This is a genomic window from Ehrlichia muris subsp. eauclairensis, assembly GCF_051097115.1.
In the GTDB taxonomy this organism is placed as follows: Bacteria; Pseudomonadota; Alphaproteobacteria; order Rickettsiales; family Anaplasmataceae; genus Ehrlichia; species Ehrlichia muris.
Window position 1 is genome coordinate 338,910 of sequence record NZ_CP118226.1, and the last position, 24,792, is coordinate 363,701.

General features: G+C 31.3%; 16 protein-coding genes. 9 read left to right on the forward strand and 7 right to left on the reverse strand.

Annotated elements, in window-relative coordinates:
- Window positions 1-67: 67 nt before the first annotated feature.
- Complete coding sequence (gene mnmG / locus PVA18_RS01395) at window positions 68-1,945, reverse strand: tRNA uridine-5-carboxymethylaminomethyl(34) synthesis enzyme MnmG (RefSeq protein ID WP_045804806.1); 1,878 nt, start codon at window positions 1,943-1,945, stop codon at window positions 68-70.
- Window positions 1,946-2,457: 512 nt separating this feature from the next.
- On the opposite strand from mnmG, the gene PVA18_RS01400 reads away from it, so the two are divergent.
- Complete coding sequence (locus tag PVA18_RS01400; protein ID WP_045804805.1) at window positions 2,458-3,255, forward strand: phosphoribosylformylglycinamidine synthase subunit PurQ; 798 nt, start codon at window positions 2,458-2,460, stop codon at window positions 3,253-3,255.
- Between the two features lie 540 nt (window positions 3,256-3,795).
- Here PVA18_RS01400 and radC read toward each other — a convergent pair.
- Window positions 3,796-4,488 (reverse strand): RadC family protein, encoded by a 693-nt coding sequence (gene radC, locus PVA18_RS01405; protein WP_045804804.1) that lies wholly within the window; start codon window positions 4,486-4,488, stop codon window positions 3,796-3,798.
- 267 nt (window positions 4,489-4,755) lie between these two features.
- Between radC and PVA18_RS01410 the strand changes: the two genes are divergently transcribed.
- Together PVA18_RS01410 and groL are read left to right on the forward strand one after the other, a co-directional pair.
- Window positions 4,756-5,040, forward strand: a complete 285-nt coding sequence (locus PVA18_RS01410) for a co-chaperone GroES (RefSeq protein WP_045804803.1) — start codon at window positions 4,756-4,758, stop codon at window positions 5,038-5,040.
- 103 nt (window positions 5,041-5,143) lie between these two features.
- Window positions 5,144-6,796, forward strand: coding sequence for a chaperonin GroEL (groL, locus tag PVA18_RS01415; protein WP_045804802.1), 1,653 nt, complete (start codon window positions 5,144-5,146; stop codon window positions 6,794-6,796).
- A gap of 554 nt (window positions 6,797-7,350) precedes the next feature.
- On the opposite strand, the gene PVA18_RS01420 is transcribed toward groL, so the two are convergent.
- Complete coding sequence (locus PVA18_RS01420; RefSeq protein ID WP_045804801.1) at window positions 7,351-8,079, reverse strand: SDR family NAD(P)-dependent oxidoreductase; 729 nt, start codon at window positions 8,077-8,079, stop codon at window positions 7,351-7,353.
- A 388-nt stretch (window positions 8,080-8,467) separates the two neighbouring features.
- Here PVA18_RS01420 and clpB point away from each other — a divergent pair, with 388 nt between their 5' ends.
- Window positions 8,468-11,041, forward strand: a complete 2,574-nt coding sequence (gene clpB / locus PVA18_RS01425) for an ATP-dependent chaperone ClpB (RefSeq protein WP_045804800.1) — start codon at window positions 8,468-8,470, stop codon at window positions 11,039-11,041.
- A gap of 407 nt (window positions 11,042-11,448) precedes the next feature.
- Here clpB and PVA18_RS01430 read toward each other — a convergent pair whose 3' ends face one another.
- Window positions 11,449-12,123 carry a dioxygenase gene (locus PVA18_RS01430; RefSeq protein ID WP_045804799.1) on the reverse strand — a complete coding sequence of 225 codons (675 nt, stop codon included), beginning with the start codon at window positions 12,121-12,123 and terminating at the stop codon, window positions 11,449-11,451.
- A gap of 439 nt (window positions 12,124-12,562) precedes the next feature.
- Here PVA18_RS01430 and PVA18_RS01435 point away from each other — a divergent pair, with 439 nt between their 5' ends.
- The 3 genes from PVA18_RS01435 (at window position 12,563) to lipB (ending at window position 15,762) form a co-directional block, all read left to right on the forward strand.
- Window positions 12,563-14,065, forward strand: a complete 1,503-nt coding sequence (locus tag PVA18_RS01435; RefSeq protein WP_045804798.1) for a leucyl aminopeptidase — start codon at window positions 12,563-12,565, stop codon at window positions 14,063-14,065.
- Window positions 14,066-14,216: 151 nt separating this feature from the next.
- Window positions 14,217-14,843, forward strand: coding sequence for a phosphoribosylglycinamide formyltransferase (purN, locus tag PVA18_RS01440; protein WP_045804797.1), 627 nt, complete (start codon window positions 14,217-14,219; stop codon window positions 14,841-14,843).
- Window positions 14,844-15,117: 274 nt separating this feature from the next.
- Entirely contained in the window at window positions 15,118-15,762 is a 645-nt protein-coding gene (lipB, locus tag PVA18_RS01445) for a lipoyl(octanoyl) transferase LipB (protein ID WP_045804796.1), read from the forward strand.
- Window positions 15,763-16,164: 402 nt separating this feature from the next.
- On the opposite strand, the gene PVA18_RS01450 is transcribed toward lipB, so the two are convergent.
- Together PVA18_RS01450 and PVA18_RS01455 are read right to left on the reverse strand one after the other, a co-directional pair.
- On the reverse strand, window positions 16,165-17,508 hold the full coding sequence (locus PVA18_RS01450) for a dihydroorotase (RefSeq protein WP_045804795.1): 1,344 nt from the start codon (window positions 17,506-17,508) through the stop codon (window positions 16,165-16,167).
- A gap of 354 nt (window positions 17,509-17,862) precedes the next feature.
- Complete coding sequence (locus PVA18_RS01455; RefSeq protein WP_045804794.1) at window positions 17,863-18,501, reverse strand: phosphopantothenoylcysteine decarboxylase domain-containing protein; 639 nt, start codon at window positions 18,499-18,501, stop codon at window positions 17,863-17,865.
- A 357-nt stretch (window positions 18,502-18,858) separates the two neighbouring features.
- On the opposite strand from PVA18_RS01455, the gene fumC reads away from it, so the two are divergent.
- Window positions 18,859-20,244 (forward strand): class II fumarate hydratase, encoded by a 1,386-nt coding sequence (gene fumC / locus PVA18_RS01460; RefSeq protein WP_045805022.1) that lies wholly within the window; start codon window positions 18,859-18,861, stop codon window positions 20,242-20,244.
- A gap of 99 nt (window positions 20,245-20,343) precedes the next feature.
- On the forward strand, window positions 20,344-20,661 hold the full coding sequence (locus tag PVA18_RS01465) for a hypothetical protein (protein ID WP_045804793.1): 318 nt from the start codon (window positions 20,344-20,346) through the stop codon (window positions 20,659-20,661).
- Between the two features lie 663 nt (window positions 20,662-21,324).
- On the opposite strand, the gene carB is transcribed toward PVA18_RS01465, so the two are convergent.
- Window positions 21,325-24,558: a carbamoyl-phosphate synthase large subunit gene (carB, locus tag PVA18_RS01470; RefSeq protein WP_045804792.1), complete on the reverse strand. Its 3,234-nt coding sequence runs from the start codon at window positions 24,556-24,558 to the stop codon at window positions 21,325-21,327.
- Window positions 24,559-24,792 lie beyond the last annotated feature (234 nt).

Genomic DNA, 24,792 nt, shown 5'->3' on the forward strand with positions numbered 1-24,792 from the left:
AATGGAAATATTACACGGATCTGACGTGTTGTTATTTGTAGTTTTATTTAATGTTTAAGTAAATTACTCATGAAATCTTTTTACTTTTATAACAGCGTAAATAAATAAGAATATTAGTAATTGCTGCTGGAGTTACTCCAGGTATACGTCTTGCAGAGCCAATAGAAGGTGGTTTTACATATTCTAATTTTTCTTGAATTTCTTTCGATAATCCATAAATCTGTGAAAAATCTATATTGCTTGGAATATGTGTGTTTTCTTCTTCTATAAAGGCTTTTATATCCGCATCTTGTCTTCTGAAATAAGGCGAGTATTTTGCTTCTATTTCTACTTGTTCTGCAATATCTTTATTAAATTCTTTTATTACATTGCACATTTTTGATATAATTCCTATATTTATGTTTGGATGACTTAGAAGATCGAAAATGCTCCTTCTTACTCCATCTTGAGATATTGATATACTATGTCTAGCAAGCTGTGTAGGGGTTGTTACAATATTTTTTAAAATATTTGTTAAAGTTTCTATTTCCTGTTTTTTGTTTTTTAAAACAGAGTGTCTTTTAGATGATACTACTGATATTTTGTAACCCAATTCTGTTAAACGTAAATCCGCATTATCAGAACGTAACCTTAATCTATATTCTGCTCTGGATGTGAAAAGTCTGTATGGTTCAGATGTTCCTAATGTAACTAAATCGTCTATCATCACACCAATATATGCATCACTCCTTTTTAATATAAAAGGCTCATATTTTGAGTTAAGAGATAATGCTGCATTAATCCCAGCTATGATTCCTTGTCCAGCTGCTTCCTCATATCCAGTAGTACCATTTATTTGTCCTGCAAAGTATAACCCACTTATTTTTTTTGTCTCAAGAGTATGGTATAATTCTCTCGGATCAATGAAATTATACTCAACACTATAACCACTTCTGATTATGTTGACTTGTTCTAATCCTGGTATGGTCTTTAGCATTTCATATTGTACATCGAGTGGAGATGAAGTAGTTATCCCGTTAGGATAGATAATCTCAGAATTTAAGCCTTCTGGCTCTAAAAATACTTGATGGCTATTGCGTTCTGAAAATCTTCTTACTTTTTCTTCTATTGAAGGACAGTATCTAGGAGCTTTTATGTCTCTTAATAAATTACTTACTGCTGCCCTATGTAAGTTATTTTTTATTACTTCATGGGTTTTAGTATTAGTTGCAGTTAAATAGCATGAAATTTGTGGTAGATCTATTGATTGCGACATATAAGAAAAAGGTGATGGATTAATATCCCCTTTTTGTTCTAGTAATCCTGAAAAATTTATACTATTTATATCAAGTCTTGGTGGTGTACCAGTACGTAAACGACCTAATTTAAAATAGTATTTTTCCAATGTTTTTGCTAAGCCAATAGAAGGTTGTTCTCCAAATCTACCTGCTGGAGTAGCATAACTTCCTATGTGGATAGTTCCTTGTAAAAATGTACCAGTAGTTAATATTAGTTTTTTTGTATATATTGTTTGTTGATCAGATGTAATAACAGCTTCAACACTCGATTGTCCATTTTTTTCTGTGACTAAAAAATCTTCCACTGATGCTTCTAACACTGTTAAATTTGGATAGTCTAGTACGATATCCTGCATAGTGTCTTTGTATATTTTTCTATCTGCTTGTGCTCTTGGTCCCCATACTGCTGGTCCTTTGCTTCTATTTAATATACTGGAATTGATGCTAGCCTTATCTATTACTGTTCCCATCAAACCATCCAAGGCATCGACTTCTCTAACTACAGTGCCTTTTGCGATTCCTCCAATAGCTGGGTTACATGACATTTCTCCAATTGTTGATATGGAATGTGTAATTAACAAAGTCTTTGCACCAATGCGAGCTGCAGCTGCAGCTGCTTCACATCCTGCATGACCTCCTCCTATAACTACTACATCATAATGATTCATACAAGCAGTGTGATAATATGTTGAACAACTAAAGTTAATGGTAGTGATTTTGTTAAAATTGTCAACAAAGTTACACTATTAGTTATAAATAAAGTAATGAAAGATAGTGTCAGGGTCTTTTCACTACATAGTAGTATTATTGGCTTGTATTTTCCTGTCTTATACTTAATGTATACTGAGTAAATAAGTTTTTTGTTGATGTAATAGTGTGATGTCATCTATGTTTGAAGCATTGTTTTGGGTTGTCTTAACTTATGTTCAGATGTATTGATTCATCTAAAGCAGTATAAGATATATTTGTTTGTATAAGTTTGTTATATATTGTTTTAGTAGATTAATATGGATTGATTATATAATGGTAGATCAATTTAAATAAATTTTATATCAATGTGATTGATGAATATTATTGTTATATCTGATGTTTATAGGATTGTTGATATCATTTATAATAAATGAAGTTTAAGTGTTTACTTTTTATGTTAAGTTAGTGGTTTGTATATTTTTATAAAGAAATGAAAGTAATTGTATTATCTGGATATGGGTTAAATTGTGAGGAAGAAACCCTGTTTGCTTTTGTTAAGGCTGGGGAATTATTGTCGTGTAATGTACAAGGAAAAATAGTGCATATTAATGAAATAATATCACATCCTAAATTATTAAGAGATTATAATATACTTGTGATTCCTGGAGGTTTTTCCTATGGGGATGATACTGGTGCTGGAAATGCATTTGCATTGAGAATTTTTAATAATTTGAGAGAGGAAATATCAGAATTTCTAGCTAGTGATAAGTTAGTAATGGGTATATGTAATGGGTGTCAAATACTGATGAGATTGATATCGGATTTCTCATGTATTACCCTTTTAAGCAATTCTATTCAACAATATCAGTGTAGATGGGTAAAAGTAAAAGTAAATCCGTCAAGTAATTCGCCATGGTTGGAAAGCTTGAGTGAACTATATATTCCAGTTGCACATGGAGAAGGGAGGTTTTTTGTGGAAAGTGATTCTGTAATTTCCTCTATTGAGAAGAATATCGCATTAAGGTATGTTACAAGTACGGGTAATTATGCAAATCAAGAATTTCCTTGTAATCCCAATGGTTCGGTTGCTGATATTGCTGCACTTTCTGATAATAGTGGGAGAGTGCTGGCTATGATGCCACATCCAGAGAGAGTGATATTTTTTACGCAGCAGGATAATTGGACTCAGGTGAAAGAACAATGTTTAAGATCTAATATTGCTTATCCTACTTATGGAGATGGTATGAAAATTTTTTGCAATGCTGTAAGATATTTTTGCAAATTGTGAAGTAATGTGAAAAAAATATGTAAATTTTAATGTTGTTAAGTTTTGTTAGATTTACAATTTGTATTGTTTAAAGGTATTTTCTCCGTGTTTAGGTACTGCATAATATAAGCTTAGTGAATTTTGTGGAATTAATGTATGTGTTTTCTACTTAACTAGAAATGTGAGAGATTTTTTCTAATGCTATGAGATATTTTTGTGAATTGTAAAGTAATGTAGGGAGAATCTTATAAGCTCTAATGTTGTTAAGTTGTATTGTGCCTGTGGTTTGCATTATTTTAAGTTATTGTTCTCTATGTTGTATACTATAATGAGTTGTGATAAATGGCTTGTAGAATTGATAGATATATCATAAACATTCATACATCTATTGATTTAAATTGAGTATCTTTTTAGAAGTGTTTTTATCTGATAATTCAATATTTGTGGGAATGGCATTGAAAAGGGTGATAACCTAACTCAAGGTGTATTGTATTCTTGAATTAAAAGATTGTTAAGAAAATTCACTGATGGTGAATTTTTGTATTTTAAATGTATAAATTATTACAGTAGGTTGTGAGTTTTAAAGCTGTAGTGGGTGTTGGATGTAACGATTATGTGGTCTATTAGTGTTATTCCTACGTCAGTACATGCTCTAACAAGTTGATTGGTAATTTCAATATCTGCTTTAGAAGGCTTAGCATCTCCACTTGGATGGTTGTGAGCAATTATAATAGATGTAGCTTCTAGCAATAAAGATTTCTTTATTACTTCTCTTATATAGAGCGGAGTTTGGTTAACAGTGCCTACATCCTGAGTTTCATCTGCAAGAAGTTTATATTTTGTATTTAAATATAATATGTGAAAGTTTTCTATACTGCCATTACCTATCTTTATTCTAAGATATTCTATCAATTTTTGCCATTGGTTTATAATTATCCCATTATCAATATTCTCACGCAAAATTCTATCGAGTGCTTCTCTAATACAAAAAATTGCTGATGCTGAAACTTCTCCTATATCAGATACTTCTTTTAATTTGTTAAAGTCAGCGAAAAAGACTTTTGCGAAAGTACCAAAATGTTTAATTAGTCTTTTGGCGATAGGTTTTACATCTTTTCTTGGGTGTGCAGAGCATAATATTAATTCTAGAATTTCGTAATCTAATAGCCCTTTGTTCCCTCCAGATAGTAATTTTTGCCTTAATCTTTTTCTATGTCCAGCTTGTTGTTTTTTAGGTTCATCCTTAATGTTCATGAACTTATTTAAAGAATTAACTATTTAAATATCATGGTGTTTTAAGTATCAAGTCAATTAATTTTTTATGTGTTATACAAAATGTTGCAAAATTGATATAATGAATTTTGCTATGATTGTATAAGGTTCTAATCTTGTAAAAATTTGTGTAATATATAATTATAAAATTATTGGTTGATACTTGAAATTAGATTTCTTGATATTATATATAATCTTAGCTAGTAGTATTTAAATGCTACTGATAATTTATTTTTACAGAGGTAGTGTATGAATCTAAGTATGTTGCATGATAATGTGTTGATTGAGGCTTTGGAGGATAATAATAGTAGTTCTCCTATACAGCTTCCTGATTCAGCAAAGAAAAAACCTACTAAAGGGAAAGTTGTAGCTGTTGGCCCAGGTCTGTACAATAATAATGGTAACATTATTCCTCTGGCTATTAAGGTAGGTGATGTAGTTCTTTATCGCCAGTGGGCTGGTAATGAAATTGAATCCTATGATAAAAAATATATAGTCATGAAAGAAAGTGATATAATTGCGAAGGAAGTATAGTTATTACATCAATTTTTAAATCATGCTATACATGTATTTTTTTTGTAATAGCCTAAGTATAAGTAGTTTTAGTTAATTTTTTATTAAACGGAGATTGAATAACATGGCAAATGTAGTTGTGACTGGTGAACAACTCGATAAATCGATTAGAGAAGTTGTTCGTATTTTAGAAGATGCTGTAGGGTGTACTGCTGGACCTAAAGGACTTACTGTAGCTATTAGTAAATCTTATGGGGCTCCAGAGATTACGAAAGATGGATATAAAGTTATTAAGAGTATAAAGCCAGAGGATCCATTGGCTCTTGCTATTGCTAATATAATTACTCAGAGTGCTTCTCAATGTAATGATAAAGTTGGTGATGGAACAACTACATGTTCTATTTTAACTGCAAAAGTTATAGAAGAAGTATCTAAAGCTAAAGCTGCTGGAGCAGATATTGTATGTATTAAAGAAGGTGTATTAAAAGCTAAAGAAGCTGTGCTAGAAGCATTAATGTCTATGAAGCGTGAAGTATTGTCTGAAGAGGAGATTGCTCAAGTTGCTACTATTTCAGCTAATGGAGATAAAAACATAGGTAGTAAAATTGCTCAATGTGTTCAAGAAGTTGGTAAAGATGGAGTTATTACAGTTGAAGAAAGTAAGGGATTCAAAGAATTGGATGTTGAAAAAACTGATGGTATGCAGTTTGATCGTGGTTACCTTTCTCCTTATTTTGTAACCAACTCAGAGAAGATGTTGGTGGAATTTGAAAATCCTTATATCTTACTAACAGAGAAAAAGCTTAATATAATACAGCCTATATTACCAATTTTAGAAAATGTGGCTAGATCAGGAAGACCTCTTTTAATTATTGCAGAGGATGTAGAAGGAGAAGCGCTTAGTACTCTTGTTTTGAATAAATTACGTGGGGGGTTACATGTAGCAGCAGTTAAAGCACCAGGATTTGGGGATAGAAGAAAAGATATGTTAGGTGATATTGCTATTTTAACTGGAGCTAAGCATGTAATAAGTGATGATCTTGCAATAAAGATGGAAGATTTAACTTTAGCTGAATTAGGTACTGCTAAAAATATACGTATTACAAAAGATACTACTACTATTATTGGCAGTGTAGATAATAGTTCTACTAATGTACAAAGTAGAATTAATCAAATTAAAATGCAAATTGAAGCTTCTACTTCAGATTATGATAAAGAAAAGTTAAGAGAACGTTTGGCTAAGCTATCAGGTGGTGTTGCTGTCTTAAAGGTTGGTGGATCTAGTGAAGTTGAAGTTAAAGAACGTAAAGACCGTGTTGAAGATGCTTTGCATGCAACTAGAGCTGCTGTTGAAGAAGGTGTTGTGCCAGGAGGTGGTGCTGCGTTGTTATATACATTGTCAGTTCTTGAAAATTTGAAAAGTAGAAACGATGATGAACAATTAGGTATTAATATTGTAAAGCGTGCTTTACAGGCTCCTATTAAACGTATCATTAAAAACTCTGGATCAGAGAATGCACCATGTGTTATTGCTCATTTGTTAAAACAAAATGATAAGCAGCTTATTTTTAATGTTGATACAATGAATTTTGCAAATGCTTTTACTTCTGGGGTTATTGATCCACTTAAGGTAGTTCGTATAGCATTTGATTTTGCTGTGTCCCTTGCAGCAGTATTTATGACTCTAAATGCTATTGTAGTGGATGTACCATCTAAAGATGATACTAATGCTGGTGCTGGAGGAATGGGAGGCATGGGAGGTATGGGAGGTTTCTAAGGTAATCTTTCATATACTAGTGAGGGGAAAGTTTTTTAGACTTTTACCCCTCTCATTCTTTTTACATTTCTTCATATACCTAGTTATGTGGTAGTAAAAAATCTGCTATAGTAAATGTAGTGATTTATATAAAGTTATGAGCACTATTTGTTTTGGCTTAATTAATTAAATTTGTTATCTTATAATTGTGTTTATGTCCTTGTTTTACGTTATATTATAAAATTGTAATGCATTTCTATTTTTTAATTCATTGCTGGTGAATAGATAATCAATAGTAATTGTTTTTGTAAATTTATGTATTGATAAATGAACATCATTAAAAAATAGGGTAATTTTAGTTGTGAATTTTCTATGCTCGCACCTGTAAGCTAAAAGCAGCTTGTATTATGTAAATGCATTGGTTTTGGTTGACCTGTCTTGGTTATTATAAAGTAAATTGCAATTATAGATTTTTAATTTTATGTTGTATCTTTAAACTTGGCTTGTCGAGGTAAATACTTATCCTAAAATTGTCAAGAAGTGTACTACATATATAATTTTGGAAGATAAAAATACTAACACTCATCTTCTGGTCCTAGTTTATAAATTTGTCCTGTTACATTACATTGGTTAGATGATAATTCGATGAATTTATCAGTAAAATTTTCTGGGAGTGCTAATTGTGCAGTTTCTTTTATTGGTAGGGCTTGAGCATATATATCATTATACATTAGGGACGGATATACCATATTGACACATAATTTACTATGCTTTGTTTCTGTAGCATATATTCTCAGCATTGTTTCTAGTGCAGATTTACTGGACGCATATGGACTCCAGTATGGATATCTGGATGGTGATTGTGTAACCTCAGAAGTCACAGCAACTACCCTACCAGCTGGAGAAAGTTTTAGTAGTGGGTCAAAATATTTTATTAAATGCCAATTAGCTATAAAATTTATATCCATTACCCTTTTCCATGTATCATACTCGTAGTCTTGTGTAGGACTAAGATCTCCTACTACAGCTGCGTTTAATATTAATATATCTATGCTTTTAAACTTGCTGTCTATGGACATTGCAAAATCTTTTATTGTATCACAATCCTGTAGGTCAACTGATGCTAACATTGCATCACCTCCCGACTCTTTTATAGAATCATATACAGCATTTAGTTTGTTAATATTTTTAGCTACTAAAATAAGGCAAGCTCCTTCTTTAGCAAATCTTTTCGCAATAGCTGATCCCACACTTCCAGAGGCACCTGTAATTATTGCTACTTTACCTGCTAATTGTTTTTCCATACAGTACCCTATTGTTTTGTGATGTTCAGATAATAAGCAGTATCAATTGAGTTGGCAAGTAAAACAATGGAAAGTATAACACCTGGTGTTCAGGTTATTGCTTCATTAAGAAGTTTGATTGGTTTTTTATTATGGTTAGTATGTATAATTTATAATTATATTGTTATAAGAATTATATAAAAATTATTTGCTGCATTGTTCTTATCAACTATACATTAAGCGATTATTTACATTAAAAAGATAAGTCTACTAATAAGGTTTATACTGTGTGTATTAGTGTATAATTATTAATAAAGATATCTTTTAGAAATAAAATTAATTAAGTATATCTTTAATTTTTGTAAACAATGTTTATATGTTAAATTAGATAATTTATGTCAGGCTAGTTATGGATCTCAATAAATTTACTGATATATCGAAGAATCTAATAGTGCAAGCACAAACTGCAGCGATTGCGTCAGGGCATCAGTTTTTATTGCCAGAGCATTTACTTAAAGTAATGTTAGATGATAAAGATGAGCTTGTTGAGTTATTGCTAACTTCATGTGACTGTGATATTGATAAAATATATAATGATGTAAAACTCTCTCTAAGTAAATTACCTGTTATAAGTGGGAGTGGCAGTGGTCATATACATTTATCAAAAGAAATGGCTCAAGTTCTAGAGGAAGCTGTTAGTCTTGCAAAAAGGAATCAGGATATTTATGTAACTGTTGAGAGGTTATTACAAGCTCTTGCGATAGTCAAAGATACTAATGTTTACAAAATACTACTTGCGCATGGAGTCACACCTGTTAAATTAGAATCGCTCATATCTAATATGCGTAATGGATCCAAAGCTGATACTGTTAATTCTGAACAGAAGTTCAATGCTCTAAAAAAATACGCTAAAGATATTACTGAATCTGCTATGGCTGGAAAACTTGATCCAGTGATTGGAAGAGATGAAGAAATTAGACGTACAATGCAAGTTTTATCACGCAGAACAAAGAATAATCCTGTGTTAATTGGAGAACCTGGGGTTGGTAAAACAGCAATTATTGAGGGTTTAGCACAGCGTGTTGTGGTAGGTGATGTTCCTGTTGGTTTAAGACATACAAAAATAATGGCGTTAGATCTTGGAATGCTTGTTGCTGGTACTAAGTATAGAGGGGAATTTGAGGAGAGGTTAAAATCTGTAATTAATGAAATAATAGCATCTAATGGTACTATTATATTGTTTATTGATGAATTGCATACATTAGTTGGGGCGGGTGCTACAGATGGAGCAATGGATGCATCAAATCTGTTAAAACCAGCTTTAGCAAGAGGTGAAATACATTGTATAGGAGCAACTACATTAGATGAATATAGGCAGCATATAGAAAAAGATGCAGCGTTGGCTAGAAGGTTTCAGCCTGTGTTTATTTCTGAGTCTACTGTTAATGACACTATATCTATTTTACGTGGGCTAAAAGAAAAATATGAGGTACATCACGGTATTAGAATTATGGATAGTGCAATTATTGCAGCCTCAACTTTGTCAAATCGTTATATTACAGATAGATTCTTGCCAGATAAGGCTATAGATTTGATTGATGAAGCAGCGAGTCGTGTAAGAATAGAAATTGATAGCAAACCTGAGATAATTGATGAATTAGATAGAAAAATTATTCAGTTGAAAATTGAGGCTGGAGTTTTAGAGAAGGAAAATACTGAATCTTCAAAACAGCGCTTAGTGCAATTGAATAAAGAATTAGATAAATTAAGTATTCAAGCAACAGAATTAAATAGTAAGTGGCAAGCCGAAAAAGTGAAAATATCTAAGATGCAAGAATGTGCAGAAAAATTAGATAACGCGAGAAATGATTTAGAAAAAGCTCAGAGGTTTGGTAATTTAGATAGAGCTGGTGAATTAATGTATGGAATTATTCCGGAACTTGAAAAAGAACTAGCAAAATGTGAAAAGCCTAGTAGTAACATGTTAAAGAGAGAAGTTACTGAAAGTGATATAGCAAGTATTGTATCGCGATGGACAGGCATTCCTATTGAAAACATGATGAGTAATGAGAAGGAAAAATTACTGCGTATGGAAGAAGAAATAGGGAAAGCGGTTATTGGGCAAGAAAGTGCTGTTAAAGCAATAAGTGATGCTGTTAGAAGATCACGTGCAGGAGTACAAGATGCTAATAAACCATTAGGATCTTTTTTGTTTCTTGGACCTACTGGAGTAGGAAAAACGGAGTTGGTTAAGACATTGGCTGAATTTTTATTTTGTGATAGGTCTGCCCTTTTAAGATTTGATATGTCAGAATTTATGGAAAAACATGCTGTATCCCGGTTAATAGGTGCTCCTCCAGGGTATGTAGGATATGATCAAGGAGGTAGGTTAACTGAGGCTGTTAGAAGGAGACCTTATCAAGTAATACTTTTTGATGAGATAGAAAAAGCACATGGGGATATTTTTAATATTTTATTGCAGGTGTTAGATGAAGGACGATTGACCGATAATTATGGAAAGTTAGTTGATTTTCGTAATACAATATTGGTTCTAACATCAAACTTAGGACAGGAAATATTAATTAATAATAAAGAGGATGTGGATAAGGAATCAGTAAAAAAATCTATAACTAATGTACTACAACATCATTTTCGTCCAGAATTTTTGAATAGGCTAGATGAAATTATTGTATTTCATAGATTAGCTAAGGAACATATAGAGAAGATTATAGATATACAATTTTCACTATTGCAAAAAATTATTGATCAAAAGAAGTTAAAGATTAGTTTGTCTTCAGAAGCAAAATTGTGGTTAATGGATAATGGTTATGATCCTTTATACGGAGCTAGGCCTTTAAAGAGATTAATACAACAAAGGATACAAAATAATTTAGCGAAATTAATTCTTGCGAATCAAATTAATGAAGGAGATAGACTTGAAGTGGTTTTGTTAAATGATGATTTAGCTATTAACAAGCTATAGATAATGAACAATGAATAAATGTTCGCTATAAGGTTTTTTATTTTTTGATGTGGTATTGAATTTATTTTTTATAAATAACAGGTAATTTGTAAAATGTTGTTAGCTTGTGTGTAGTTATATCAGTAATAAGCATTTAGAAATTGATTTCTAGTATACAGTTTTTTATGTAATATTAAGTATTGCTGTTTTTGCAAGTGGTTGAGAATTTATTAAGCAAGTGAATTCTTAAGTTAATCTGTTTATAAAAATGTAATGTGCCTGTATTTCTTATGACTGCGTGTTAAGTTTATAGGCTGTAACTGTAATGAATTGGGAAGTATTATCTGTGTAGTCTATTAATATAATATATACGAGCAACACCCCTGAATGGGGTGTTGGGTATGTATGTGATATGTAATTAAAGTGTTTTATCTATAAGACTTGTATGGATTTTTATTCTCAATTGTAAGATTAAAGTAGTAAGTTTTTATTCCGAGCGTATTTTTAGTATACCGTCCTACTAATAAATCTTGTAAGCTAGGATCTATATTTTTAAATTGGTTATCTACTGAATTATCATATTCTGGAAAAAACATTGTTGTATTAAAATCAGGAGATTCTGACTTCTGCAACATGAAGTGTACACGAGGAACTTTATTTTCGTTATTGGTACCTGGGATAATGGTTATAAAATTGTAGTTTCCTAAGTTATCAGTTACTGATTTTCCTGATCCGATAAATTGGTAATCATACATATCTAACTTCTCTGGAATAAGCTCTGATTTATGATCATAATCTTGGCTGTCTTGATATATTCCGTGTGCATTAGTGTGCCAGATAAATACATTAACATTTGCTATAGGTATGCAATTTGTGTCAGTGATTTTGCCAACAATATATATCAATTCTCCATCGGCTGATAATGGACTACTCATCTTATGTCGTAAATTATTTGATAGTGAAAATTTACTTGGTTTATTGCTGAGGTCATAGACTTCAGGAGTTTTTTGACAGTTAATAAGGGTTGGATCAGTTGCCATTGCACTATGTGTACATGTTATACTTGTGAATAAACATAATAATAATTTTGCGAAATAGTTCATCTTATTACCATAATTTAAATACTTTTAGTCATCAACAAGATTAATATTTGATCATAATTTAAGTTAAGTTTACTTTACAACTATCATGTTATCCTAATAATTTCTTGTTGCAGCAATATTATAAATGCTAATTATTTGTAATTGTTAAAAAACTTTTATATGATTATTTATAACGATAAATTAATAGGATATGTTCTATTCAGTGTTGTGAACTTATAGTTTTGTGTTGAATTTGTATAACATGATGTTTCATACCTCATATGGAAATAATGCTTTTTTATAGATAGAAGTTATGCTGTACCTATAAGATGTAATGTAGGTCTATAAAAATTAACCAATTAATTATTATATTGGTATCATGTTAAGATTTTACTTGAAAAATTTGTGAAAAGAGTTAGAGTGAGGCATATATTGATAAATGCCAATTTAGGATGATCATATGATAGATATCTCGTTTTCAAATTTGATGCCAGGAGTGTCTTTGTTCTTAAAAACAACAGCAATAGTTGTAGGTATTTTTGAAGGTAGTAATCACTTAGAAGACTACAATGCTTTAGCTGATCATAGTCAAGAAATCATGAAAGTGGTAGAAGGTTATAAATCTTTTAATGGTAAATTTGCAGAAATATTACCGATTGTTGGATTAGGTAAAGGGTATCCTATAGTAATAGTAGTAGGGTTAGGTAAAGCTGAAGAATTTGATGAAAACAAATCTTTAAAAATTGGTGGTATCATATATTCTGAACTTAATAAAATGAAAATATCAGAAGCTTCAATTATCAACAGTAATGATAGTGATATTATAGCTAATATTGCTTATGGGGCATTTTTACGTAGTTTTAAATTTGATAAATATTTTGTGCAAAAAAAAGATGATCATGCAACTTATGTGCGTAAGTTAGAATTCTTTTCAAAGAGTAATTCTCAAAAAACAGCCTCTTTGTTTGATATTTTAAAAGCTGAAGGTGAATCGGTGTTTTTAGCTCGTTCTTTTGTATCAGAGCCTCCTAATGTTCTTTACCCAGAAATTTATGCTCAGATGATATATGAAGAGTTGAGTAAAGTAGATATTAAAGTTGAAATATTTGATGAAGATTACATGAAATCAAATCAGATGATGGCACTTCTAGGTGTCGGTCAAGGTAGTGCTAAGAAGTCTAGACTTGTAGTGATGAGATGGAATGGAGGGAAAGAAACAGACAGTCCTATAGCATTTGTTGGAAAAGGAGTGACTTTTGATACTGGTGGGATATCTTTAAAGCCTTCTAAAGGTATGTGGGATATGAAGTATGATATGGCTGGTTCTGCTTCTGTTGTAGGTATTATGCGCACTCTTGCAGCAAGAAAGGCAAAGGTTAATGCTATAGGGGTAGTAGGATTAGTTGAAAATGCTATAGGAGGAAATGCACAGAGGCCAAGTGATATTGTGACTTCAATGTCTGGACAGACTATCGAGGTATTAAATACTGATGCAGAAGGTAGATTAGTTTTAGCTGATGCTTTATGGTATACTCAAAAAATGTTTGCCCCAAAATTAATGATAGATTTAGCAACTTTGACTGGTGCAGTAGTTGTAGCATTAGGGAATAACCAATATGGTGGGGTTTTTTCAAATGATGATGCTATTGCAAATCAATTAATTGTTGCTGGTAATGAATCTGGTGAGAAATTATGGAGATTACCTTTGGATGATGCATATGATAAACTTATAGACTCTTCAGTTGCTGATATGCAAAATATTTCAACAAAAGGATATGGTGCAGATAGTATTACTGCTGCGCAGTTTCTACAAAGATTTGTAAATAAAACTCCTTGGGCGCATCTAGATATTGCAGGTATGGCATGGGACAATGAGGGTAATGAAATATGTCCTAAAGGTGCAACTGGGTTTGGTATAAGATTACTAAATAGGTTAATATTAAAATACTATGAAGCTCATTAAGATATTGTGTAGTAGGTATAATATCCGTTAATGTGCATTGAATTATAGTCTTGTGTTAATTTTATAGGATGTTGTCAGTTTAGTGTTTAGATAAGATTTTATTTATTTTAATACTATTTATACGTGATTAATATATGGGTAGCTTAATTATATGGTACCACTTAAGTTAGGTATTTTGATTTCAGGAAGGGGTTCTAATATGCAAGCATTAATTAATGCTTGTGCACGAGATGGTTTTCCTGCAAAGGTGTCTTGTGTGATTTCTAACAACCCTAATGCAAATGGGTTGTTGATTGCGCAAAAAAGTAATATTAAAACTTTTGTACTTCAAGGACGTCCATTAGACTTTGATGCTGTTGATAGTATACTTAAGGAATATGAAGTAGATTTAGTATGCCTTGCAGGGTTCATGAGTATTGTACCTGAAAGCTTTATTAATCAGTGGTTCCATAAAGTCATTAATATACATCCTTCTCTTTTACCATCTTTTAAGGGTCTGAATGCACAGTCTCAAGCATTGAATGCTGGAGTTAAGATAGCAGGGTGTACTGTACATTATGTATATCCAGAAGTTGATGGTGGACCTATTATTATGCAGGCAGCAGTTCCTGTTTTTTCATCAGATAGTGTTACAGACCTTTCCAATAGAATCTTAAAGATGGAACATATTTGCTACCCTAAAGCTGTGGAATTGATAGCGCTAAATCAACTTCAGCTTAATGAAAATTTGGTGACGTCAATGGAATTGTTACATATGTTTCACAATGAGGCTATCTAGTTTCTCATATGGTAATGCAAGGTTTTGGTTATATTTATATGTGTTTTTTACTCGTATGTAGTAAGTTTGTCATTATGTATACAATGATATCTAGTTTATGTAAGATTTCACTAGAATGGCATTTTTATTTTGTTTAATTTAAGTTTTGCAGTTAATTTAATTTTAATTCTACTTACTATATCTATGCTTGCGTTTTAATTGTATAATACTGTAATTATATTTTATTATTAAGGATACAATACTGTAGAAATTTTTCTTGGTGTGTATTGAATTTATGTCATGCAAGTTAATAGAATGGAAAGTAGAGTCTTCACAAATAGATTATCAAGAAGCAGTTTGCTTTATGCAGCAGAGGGTAGAGGGTATTTTTAATGGATTGCAAAAAGAGTTAGTATGGTTGCTAGAACATCCTCCATTGTATACTGCTGGTACTGGAGCTAAAATTGAGGATTTACTGGTTAAACATTTATTCCCTATATATGCTACAAATAGAGGTGGTAAATATACTTATCATGGTCCTGGGCAAAGGATTGCTTATATTATGCTGAATTTAAAAATTAGAAGTAAGTGTAATGTTAGACTGTATGTTGAAACTTTAGGCAATTGGATTGTTGAAACTTTAAATCATTTTTCAATAAAATCGTATTTTAATCCTGACTTGATAGGGGTATGGGTAACTCATGATGGTACTGAAAAAAAAATTGCTGCATTTGGCATCAGAATAAGGAGATGGATAACTTATCATGGAGTATCTGTAAATGTTTACACAGATCTTTCTCATTATTCAGGTATAGTACCATGTGGTATAAAAGATTATGGTATTACTTCTCTTGAGCAATTAGGAGTTGATATTTCTTATGAAGAATTTGATGTTGTGCTAAAGAAGAAGTTTTATGAAATTTTTTCTAATTTTAACTAACATGGAATGATAAGATATTGTATTACATGTCTTTGATTACTTTATTGCTCATATTTAATAATCACTTATGATAAAGTATGATTGTTATTGATAAGTGTAGAAAAGATTTCTGTATAGATGTGTTGGATTTAATGCATCTTTTTTATATTGAAGGTATATATATAAATGTTCTATGGAAGTTTGTCACTTTGTGTGAATCAATGATGATACTAGTTTTGATATGAAATGTAATAAAATAGATAATACTTTAGTCTTTGTTTGATAAAGTAATTCTATGTAAATACAAATTGAGTTAAATTGATAAGTTTTTTTAAATTAGGTAGTACTGCTAAGTGTTTTATGTAAATTAATAATAACAGTAATTTAATGCAAGAAGTAATAAATATTTAAATAAGTAGTAACTTAAGTTATGATTTCTGCTCTATAAATAGTTTTACCAGATACTATAGTTCTTAAAACTTTACCTTTTACCTTTCGGTTATGGAAAGGAGAGTTTTTTGATTTACTTGCAAATTTTGATGTATCAATTACCCATCTGTGATCTAAGTCACATATGATTAGGTCTGCAGCATAACCTTTTTTTATACGTCCTCTTGGTACTTTTATGATATCAGCTGGTTTATATGTCAGTGTTGCAAGTAAATCTATTAAAGGCATAGTACCATTATGATATAGTTCTAAAGAAATTGGAAGCATTGTTTCAAGTCCAACTGTGCCAAAAGCAGCTGTATCTAATGGTAGTTCTTTAGAGTTTATATCATGTGGAGCATGATCTGTTGCTATACAGTCTATTATGCCATTTTTTAATCCTTCTATCATACTAAGACGATCATTTTCAGTTCGTAAAGGAGGGTTTATTTTTGCAAGACTACCATGTGTTATAATATCCTTTTCAGTTAAAGTTAAGTGATGGGGAGTTACTTCACAAGTAACCTTTAATCCTTGACTTTTTGCTTGTTTTATTATATTTAGAGAATCTTCAGATGAAACATGTAAAATGTGGTAATGTACATTTTTAATGTTTTTCATTAAAGCAATATCGCGATTTACTATTATGGATTCTGAAATATCAGGTATACCTTTCAACCCTAGTTCGTATGACACTATTCCTTCGTTAATGCATCCATTATTGGATATATTTAAGTCTTCTGCATGTTGAGCTATGACGGTATCTAGCATGCTTGAGTAAATTAGTGCTTGTCGCATTATTAGAGAATTCATCACTGGCATGCCGTCATCAGTAAAACCAACTGCCCCTGCTTCTTTTAGTAAAGCCATGTCAGATAATGAGTTATCTGGTTTTGTTATAGAACCATAAAATTCTATGTTGACATAAGCACTTTCTAAAGCTCTCATTTTAATGTATTTTGCAACGATGACGCTGCTAATAGTAGGGATAGTATTGGGTTGACAAACTACAGTCGTTACGCCCCCAGCTGCGGCAGATTTGCTTCCTGTGTTGATATTTTCTTTATGTTCTTGTCCTGGCTCACGGAAATGCACATGGATATCGACTAAACCTGGCATCAATATATTATTATTACAATCTATAACTTCACCTACAGTGCTTGGTATGCCATTAGCAAACAGATCAGGACCAAAATCAATGATCTTAGTTCCCCTGGTAAGTAGTGAACCTCTTATATCTAACTTAGATTCTGGATCAATAATTCTTGCATTAATATATGCAACAGTAAAATCTGCATGCTGCCCACTGCCTAACAACTCCCAAGATTGTTTATACATGTTTCAAATGCCTAGAAAATCAATAAATGAGTAATCCATATAAATATTACAATTGTATATATAAGTCGTTGAATAGTCAATATTTATATATAGCATATGTAGTACTATAAATTGTATTTTTTATTTATATTATGAAAAATTTCATGTGTTATTGTGTAAGTTTTTTTTAATTTTGGATTCTATTGGTTTACTTAACTCATACATCATAATGTTGTATTAATTTTTACTGATATTATGTGAACTTTGAAGCTTTGAATTTTACTAAGTTCTTTTTTTATGTTCTAGATTTATCTAATTGTACTGTAACTTCAGACTTATGAAACTACTTGATGATGGGTTTGAGGATAACTTTTTTTATTTTTTATTAGCTAGAAAATTTATGATTTGTTCTGTAATTAATTGACCTATATCTTTTTTAGACATTATAGGAAATTCTTGATAGTGATCTTTAGTAATAATGGTGATTTTGTTATAGTCATTTCCCATAACTTGTTCATTGTTAATGATTGTTGTATTGCTGATAATCCAATCGCATTGTTTTTTTTTTAGTTTGATTTTTGCATTTTCTATGACATTTTCTGACTCTAATGAAAATCCAATTACCAGTTTTGGTCTTTTTTTATAAGTACTTATACAATGAACAATATCTGGATTATTAGTGATTCCAATATTTGTAATTTCATGTTTTTTTATTTTTCTAGTAAAATATGTAGGACACCAATCAGTTACTGCTGCTGTAAAAATTGCAATATCTACTGGTAGTAATTTTATGCAGGTTTGTAACATTTCATTGCAATTTTTGACATGGAATATATTTTGTATGCTATGATTGTGAATAGTAACTGGACCAGATACTAAATTTACTGTCCAACCAATTTTATTCATGTACTCTGCAATTGCATATCCTTGTTTTCCAGATGCACTATTAGTAATGTATCTGATTGGATCGATTGATTCTTGTGTTGGTCCGGCTGTTATTAGGACATTAACCATAAAATACTGAAATATTTAAACGTTCATTCTAGTACAAAATTACAATGATTCACAGTAATTTATTTAGCAATTGTATGTTTCGGTTAAACTGTTCTTAAAATATTTTTGATGAAATAATTGGTTCTTGTGTTGGTCCGGCTGTTATTGGAACTACCGTTCAGTGTGTAGATAGAGCATTATCCAGTTTGGTATTTATTGATGGTGTAGAAGATGTTAATAAAGTAGAGCAAATTTAATTTAGAAGTGCTACAGCACTGAAATTCTTGTGTAATGTTATACATAATGTGTAGTTGTAGTGGACATACATAGAAAACTTCATTATATAATAGTAGCGTGTCAGTTGAAGATTCAGGAAATATGAGAAAAGAAAGAGATAGTTTGGGAGAAATAGATGTTCCTGCATGTCATTATTGGGGAGCACAAACACAGCGTTCTATTGATAATTTTAAAATTGGTTCAGAAAAAATGCCTAAGCCTTTAATAAAAGCATTAGGACTTGTTAAGTTAGCTGCAGCTCGTGTCAATATAAAAAATGGTGATATTAATGAAGTAATAGGTAATGCAATTTGTGATGCTGCAAATGAAGTTATAGATGGTAAATTTGATGATGAATTCCCCTTGGTAATTTGGCAAACTGGTTCTGGTACTCAAACTAATATGAATGTTAATGAAGTAATAGCAAATCGTGCAATTGAAATATTAGGTGGAGAGAAAGGTAGTAAGTATCCTGTGCACCCAAATGATCATGTTAATTATTCTCAATCTTCTAATGATACTTTTCCAACAGCAATGCATATTGCAGCTGTTCTTGAAACTGAGAATTCATTATTGCCAAATTTAAAGAATTTATATGATGCTTTGAGTAGTAAGTCTATTGCTTTTCAAAATGTTGTTAAAGTTGGACGTACTCATCTTCAAGATGCTACTCCGTTAACTTTAGGACAGGTATTCTCTGGATATGCATATCAGATTTTACAGGGTATGAATAGGGTAAAATCAGGATTAGGTCATTTACTTGAGTTAGCTCAGGGTGGTACTGCAGTAGGTACTGGTATTAACTCTAGAAAACAGTTTGATGTACATTTTGCACATGAGATAAAAAAGTTAACTGGATTCAATTTTATTGCTTCTGTTAATAAATTTGAGGCATTAGCTACACATGATGCATTAGTTGAATTTAGTGGTGCTTTGAATGTACTTGCAGTAAGCTTAATGAAAATAGCTAATGATATTAGATTACTTAGTTCAGGACCAAGATGTGGAATAGGGGAAATTATATTGCCTGCTAATGAGCCTGGGTCTTCTATAATGCCTGGGAAAGTCAATCCTACCCAATGTGAGGCTGTTACTATGGTATGTGCTCAGGTTATGGGAAATCATATGACTGTTACTGTAGCAGGATCAAATGGTCACTTTGAGTTAAATGTATTTAAGCCAGTCATTATTTATAATGTTTTACAATCTATTAGATTACTATCTGATGTTAGTATTAATTTTTCTCAGAAATGTGTACATGGTATAAAAGCTGATATAAATCGTATTTCTTTTTTGTTAAATCAATCTTTAATGTTGGTAACGGCATTGAATAAACATATAGGTTATGATAATGCAGCAAAAATTTCAAGAACTGCTTTTGATGAGGGAATAACATTAAAAAGTGCTGCAATTAAGCTTAATTTAATAACTGAAGAAGAATTTGATGAAATTGTTAATCCAGAAAACATGATACATCCTACAAATTAAATATCACTTAATCCAACTTGTTTAATAATTAACAATGTTGACAGTTGATACATGTTATTATAACATAAAGTATTGTATTTTTTAATTAAAAGTGATTTTATGGTAGAAGAAGACTACAAAAATGTAATAAAGCAGTATATAGATACGGTAAAAGAGATTGTAGGTGATAGTAAAACCTTTGATCAAATGTTTGAATCCGTTGTGAAAATTCAAGAAAGAGTTATGGCAGCAAACAATCAAAATAATGATGTGGATGCGGTTAATGATGGAGAGGATCAACTTAAACGTATAGGGTCTTCTACTTCTGAGTCTGTTAGCAGTACTCAGTATAGGGATTTAATAGAAGAGATAAAAATAATTAAAAAGCGTATTTTAAGACTGGAACGTAAGATATTAAAACCTAAAGAAGAAGCATAAAATTTGTTGCATAATTATTTCATGCTTTGTAGGTTTCAACCGCTTTTTGTTAGTTTTATGTAGGTTTTTATATTCATACGGAGTTAAAAGCAAGTTTACTTATCTCATTTCAAGTAGATATTTTACATTCCATCAGTAGGTAATATCGCTAAAGCTTGCTTGTTGTATTAAAAAGCTTTTTTTACTTGGGGGTTATCTTGGTTAATTGTATAGGTCATACAATGCTGTTTGTGTATGGCGTTTTTATGAAACAGTTTTACAAAACTGGTTGAATAAAAAGAAGTTTCAGGTGGTTGTTAATAATATATCGACTTTTATTCATTAAGAAAAAAAATGTATCTGTAGCTATTCTTCTAATTCTATTATCAGGTAGGGGCTTCCTTGCTTCTTCCTATAGGTGATATTGTAAAAAATTCGCTACTCTATAACAGGCTACTCTTCATTAAAATCTATTAGTTTTAAGTATATTATACTTGTATTTAAAGTGGTCGTAATAGGGATTGCTTATATACCAATACCCCTTTAATTATTTAAATTAATCATGTTGATGTCAAACTTTATATTCAAGTAAGAAGATATCACGTTTCTTTCTTTTTTAATGATTAATATAATAGAGATTTAAATGATAATGTGAAAAAACATTAACAACTTTTTAGAAAGTAATCATGATTTTTTTGTGTATTCCTGCATGGATTCTACTTCAATACCTTGTTTTTTTAGTGTTTTTATTGCTAATGCTAAAGCTTTTGCTCCAGGTATTGTAGTACTGTATGGAATTTTTTTTATAAGTGCAGTTTTTCTTATACTGCTACTTTCTGAGAAAGACTTTATGCCTTCTGAAGTATTAATTACTAGGTTTATTTTATCATCTTGCAGTAGATCTAATATGTGTGGTCTACCTTCTCTTACTTTATTAACATGTTCTGTAATAATACCTGCTTCATTTAGATAAATTGATGTACCTTTAGTTGAAAGTATAGTAAACCCAATATCTCTTAATATTTGAGCTGTTTTAACAATAAGTGGTTTATCTGAATCTTTGACAGATATAAAAGCAGCACCTTCTGTGGGCAATTCATAGCCAGCGGCCATTTGTGCTTTTGCAAATGCTATTTCAAATGATTTGTCAATTCCCATTACTTCACCTGTAGACTTCATTTCAGGTCCGAGTAAAACATCTATATTTGGAAATCTTGAAAAAGAAAATACAGCTTCTTTTACGGCTATATGGGTGGATGTTTGTTCGAAGGTGTCAGGAAGTTTTTTACCTAATAATACTTCTGTTGCAATTTTTGCTATTGGAACTCCTGTAGCTTTTGCAATAAAAGGTATAGTTCTACTAGCTCTGGGATTGACTTCTAATATGTAAATTTCACTATCTTGTATTGCATATTGTATGTTAATAAATCCTCTAACTTGTAATGCGAGTGCTATTTTCTTTGTATGTTCTGTTATAGTATCTGTTATTTCTGATGTTAAGGTATATGAAGGTAAAGAACATGCGGAATCACCAGAATGTATACCAGCTTCTTCTATATGTTCCATTATTCCTGCTATATAAACGCTTTCTCCATCACAAATGGCATCTACATCTACTTCAACTGCATGAGTTAAAAATTGGTCTAACAGTAATGATCCATGGTCAAATATATTCTGATGTGTAATTAAGTAGTTTGATAAAGCATTATTATCACGAATAATTGACATTGATTGTCCTCCTAGTACGTATGATGGCCTTACTAGTATAGGGAACGCTAAATCTCTTATGCGCTCGTGTACTTCATGTATTGAGTTACAAGTGATGTTAGAGGGTTGCTTTAAATTTAATTGTGTAAGCAATTGTTGAAATTTCATGCGATCTTCGGCCAAATCTATTGACTCAAAAGATGTTCCAAGGATATTAATATTTTTCTCTTGTAGTACTTTCGCAAGCTTTAAGGGTGTTTGTCCACCAAACTGTACTATTACTCCTAATAAGGACTTTGTTTCTTGTTCTTTACAGATAATATCTAAAACACTTTCTCTTGTTAGAGGAGAGAAGTATAATTTATCTGAAATGTCGTAATCAGTTGAGACAGTCTCTGGATTACAATTTATCATTATAGATTCGTATCCCATTTGTCTAATAGTATGTGCTGCATGTACACATGTGTAATCAAATTCTATACCTTGACCAATACGATTAGGACCACTTCCTAGAATTATGACTTTTTTATTATTTGTTACAATAGATTCACATTCAGGAGCATTAATGGTATCACCTTCGTAACAACTATACATATATGATGCATTGGTTTTAAATTCTCCTGCGCAAGTATCTATATGCTTGTATACAGGTTTTATTGATAAAGATTTCCTAAGATTTTCTATATATTCTACAGTGGTTTTACTTAAATACGCGAGTCTTGTATCAGAAAATCCCATTTTCTTTAATAGTAATAACCCATCTGCTTCTTTTGGTAGACCGTGATCTTTTATTTGTTGTTCACATTGTATAATGTTTTGTATTTGTGTTAAAAACCAAGGGTCATACCCGGTAATTTTGTTGATTTCTTCTATGCTGATATTGTGTCGTAAAGCGTCTGCGACTATGAATATCCTATCTGGAGATAGTTTTACAAGAGAATTATATAGTTGATCTGTTTCTATATTTTGATCAAAATACTCATTTAATCCAGAGTATCCAGCTTCTAAAGAACATAGTGCTTTCTGTAATGATTCTGGAAAAGATCTTCCGATTGCCATCACTTCTCCTACAGATTTCATAGAAGTTGATAACTCTTTTTCTGCTCCTCGAAATTTATCAAAATTGAATCGTGGAATTTTTGTAACTATGTAATCTATACTTGGTTCAAATGATGCTGGAATGACTTCTGTACAGTCATTTTGTATTTCGTCTAGAGAATATCCTATAGCTAATTTTGCGGCTACTTTAGCTATAGGGTAGCCTGTTGCTTTTGATGCTAGTGCTGATGATCTAGAAACTCTTGGATTCATTTCTATAACGAGTAAGTCATTATCATTTTTTGGATTGACTGCAAACTGTACATTTGATCCACCAGTGTCTACTCCTATTTCTCTAAGTATGGAAAACGATATATCTCGCATTTTTTGATATTCTGCATCTCTTAAAGTTAATGCTGGCGCTACTGTTATACTATCTCCAGTATGTACTCCCATTGGATCGATATTTTCTATAGAGCAAACAACAATACAATTATCTTTACTATCTCTCATGACTTCCATTTCGAATTCTTTCCATCCGATAATGGATTCGTCTACTTGTACCTCAGATATTGGAGATATGCTTAAACCATAACTTACATTTTTTTGAAATTCTTCTTTATTGTATGATATAGCTCCTCCAATACCACCAAGGGTAAATGATGGTCTAATTATTGCTGGTAACCCTATGTACTCTAATGCATGATTTATTTCATCTGCACTTCTTATGATTATACTTTTTGGATATTTTGCTCCTATTTTATCCATTGCTTGGCGGAATAAATTCCTGTCTTCAGCTTTTTTTATTGCTTCTTTTGTAGCTCCTATTAGTTTTACATTATATTTTTCTAGAATTCCTGCATCACATAGATCGATTGCAGCATTTAAAGCGGTTTGCCCTCCTACTGTTGGTAGTATTGCACTAGGCTTTTCTTTTTTTATTATTTTTTCAATGATACTTGGTGTAACTGGTTCAATGTATGTTGAATCAGCAATTTCTGGGTCAGTCATTATTGTTGCGGGATTCGAATTGATAAGAATGATTCGATATCCTTCTTGTTTTAGAACTTTGCAAGCTTGAGTTCCTGAATAGTCAAATTCGCATGCTTGCCCTATGACTATAGGGCCCGCTCCAATAACCAATATTGATTCTATATCTGTACGTTTTGGCATGATGTATATAAAGAATTTAATTGTTAATACTATAACTATTAATGCTTCATCTTCAAAATAAAAAAAGTAAAAACTGATGCTTCTTGCAAAGTTCTCCTGGGTTTTTGTTTGATGTTGAATAGCATTAGTCTATGCATATTGTGTATTGAGGCTATTATCTCTATTTTTTAACAACAGTGTAACATAAGTTTTTAGAGCATTCAGGTGATAAAAATCTTATGTATTCTGTACTGG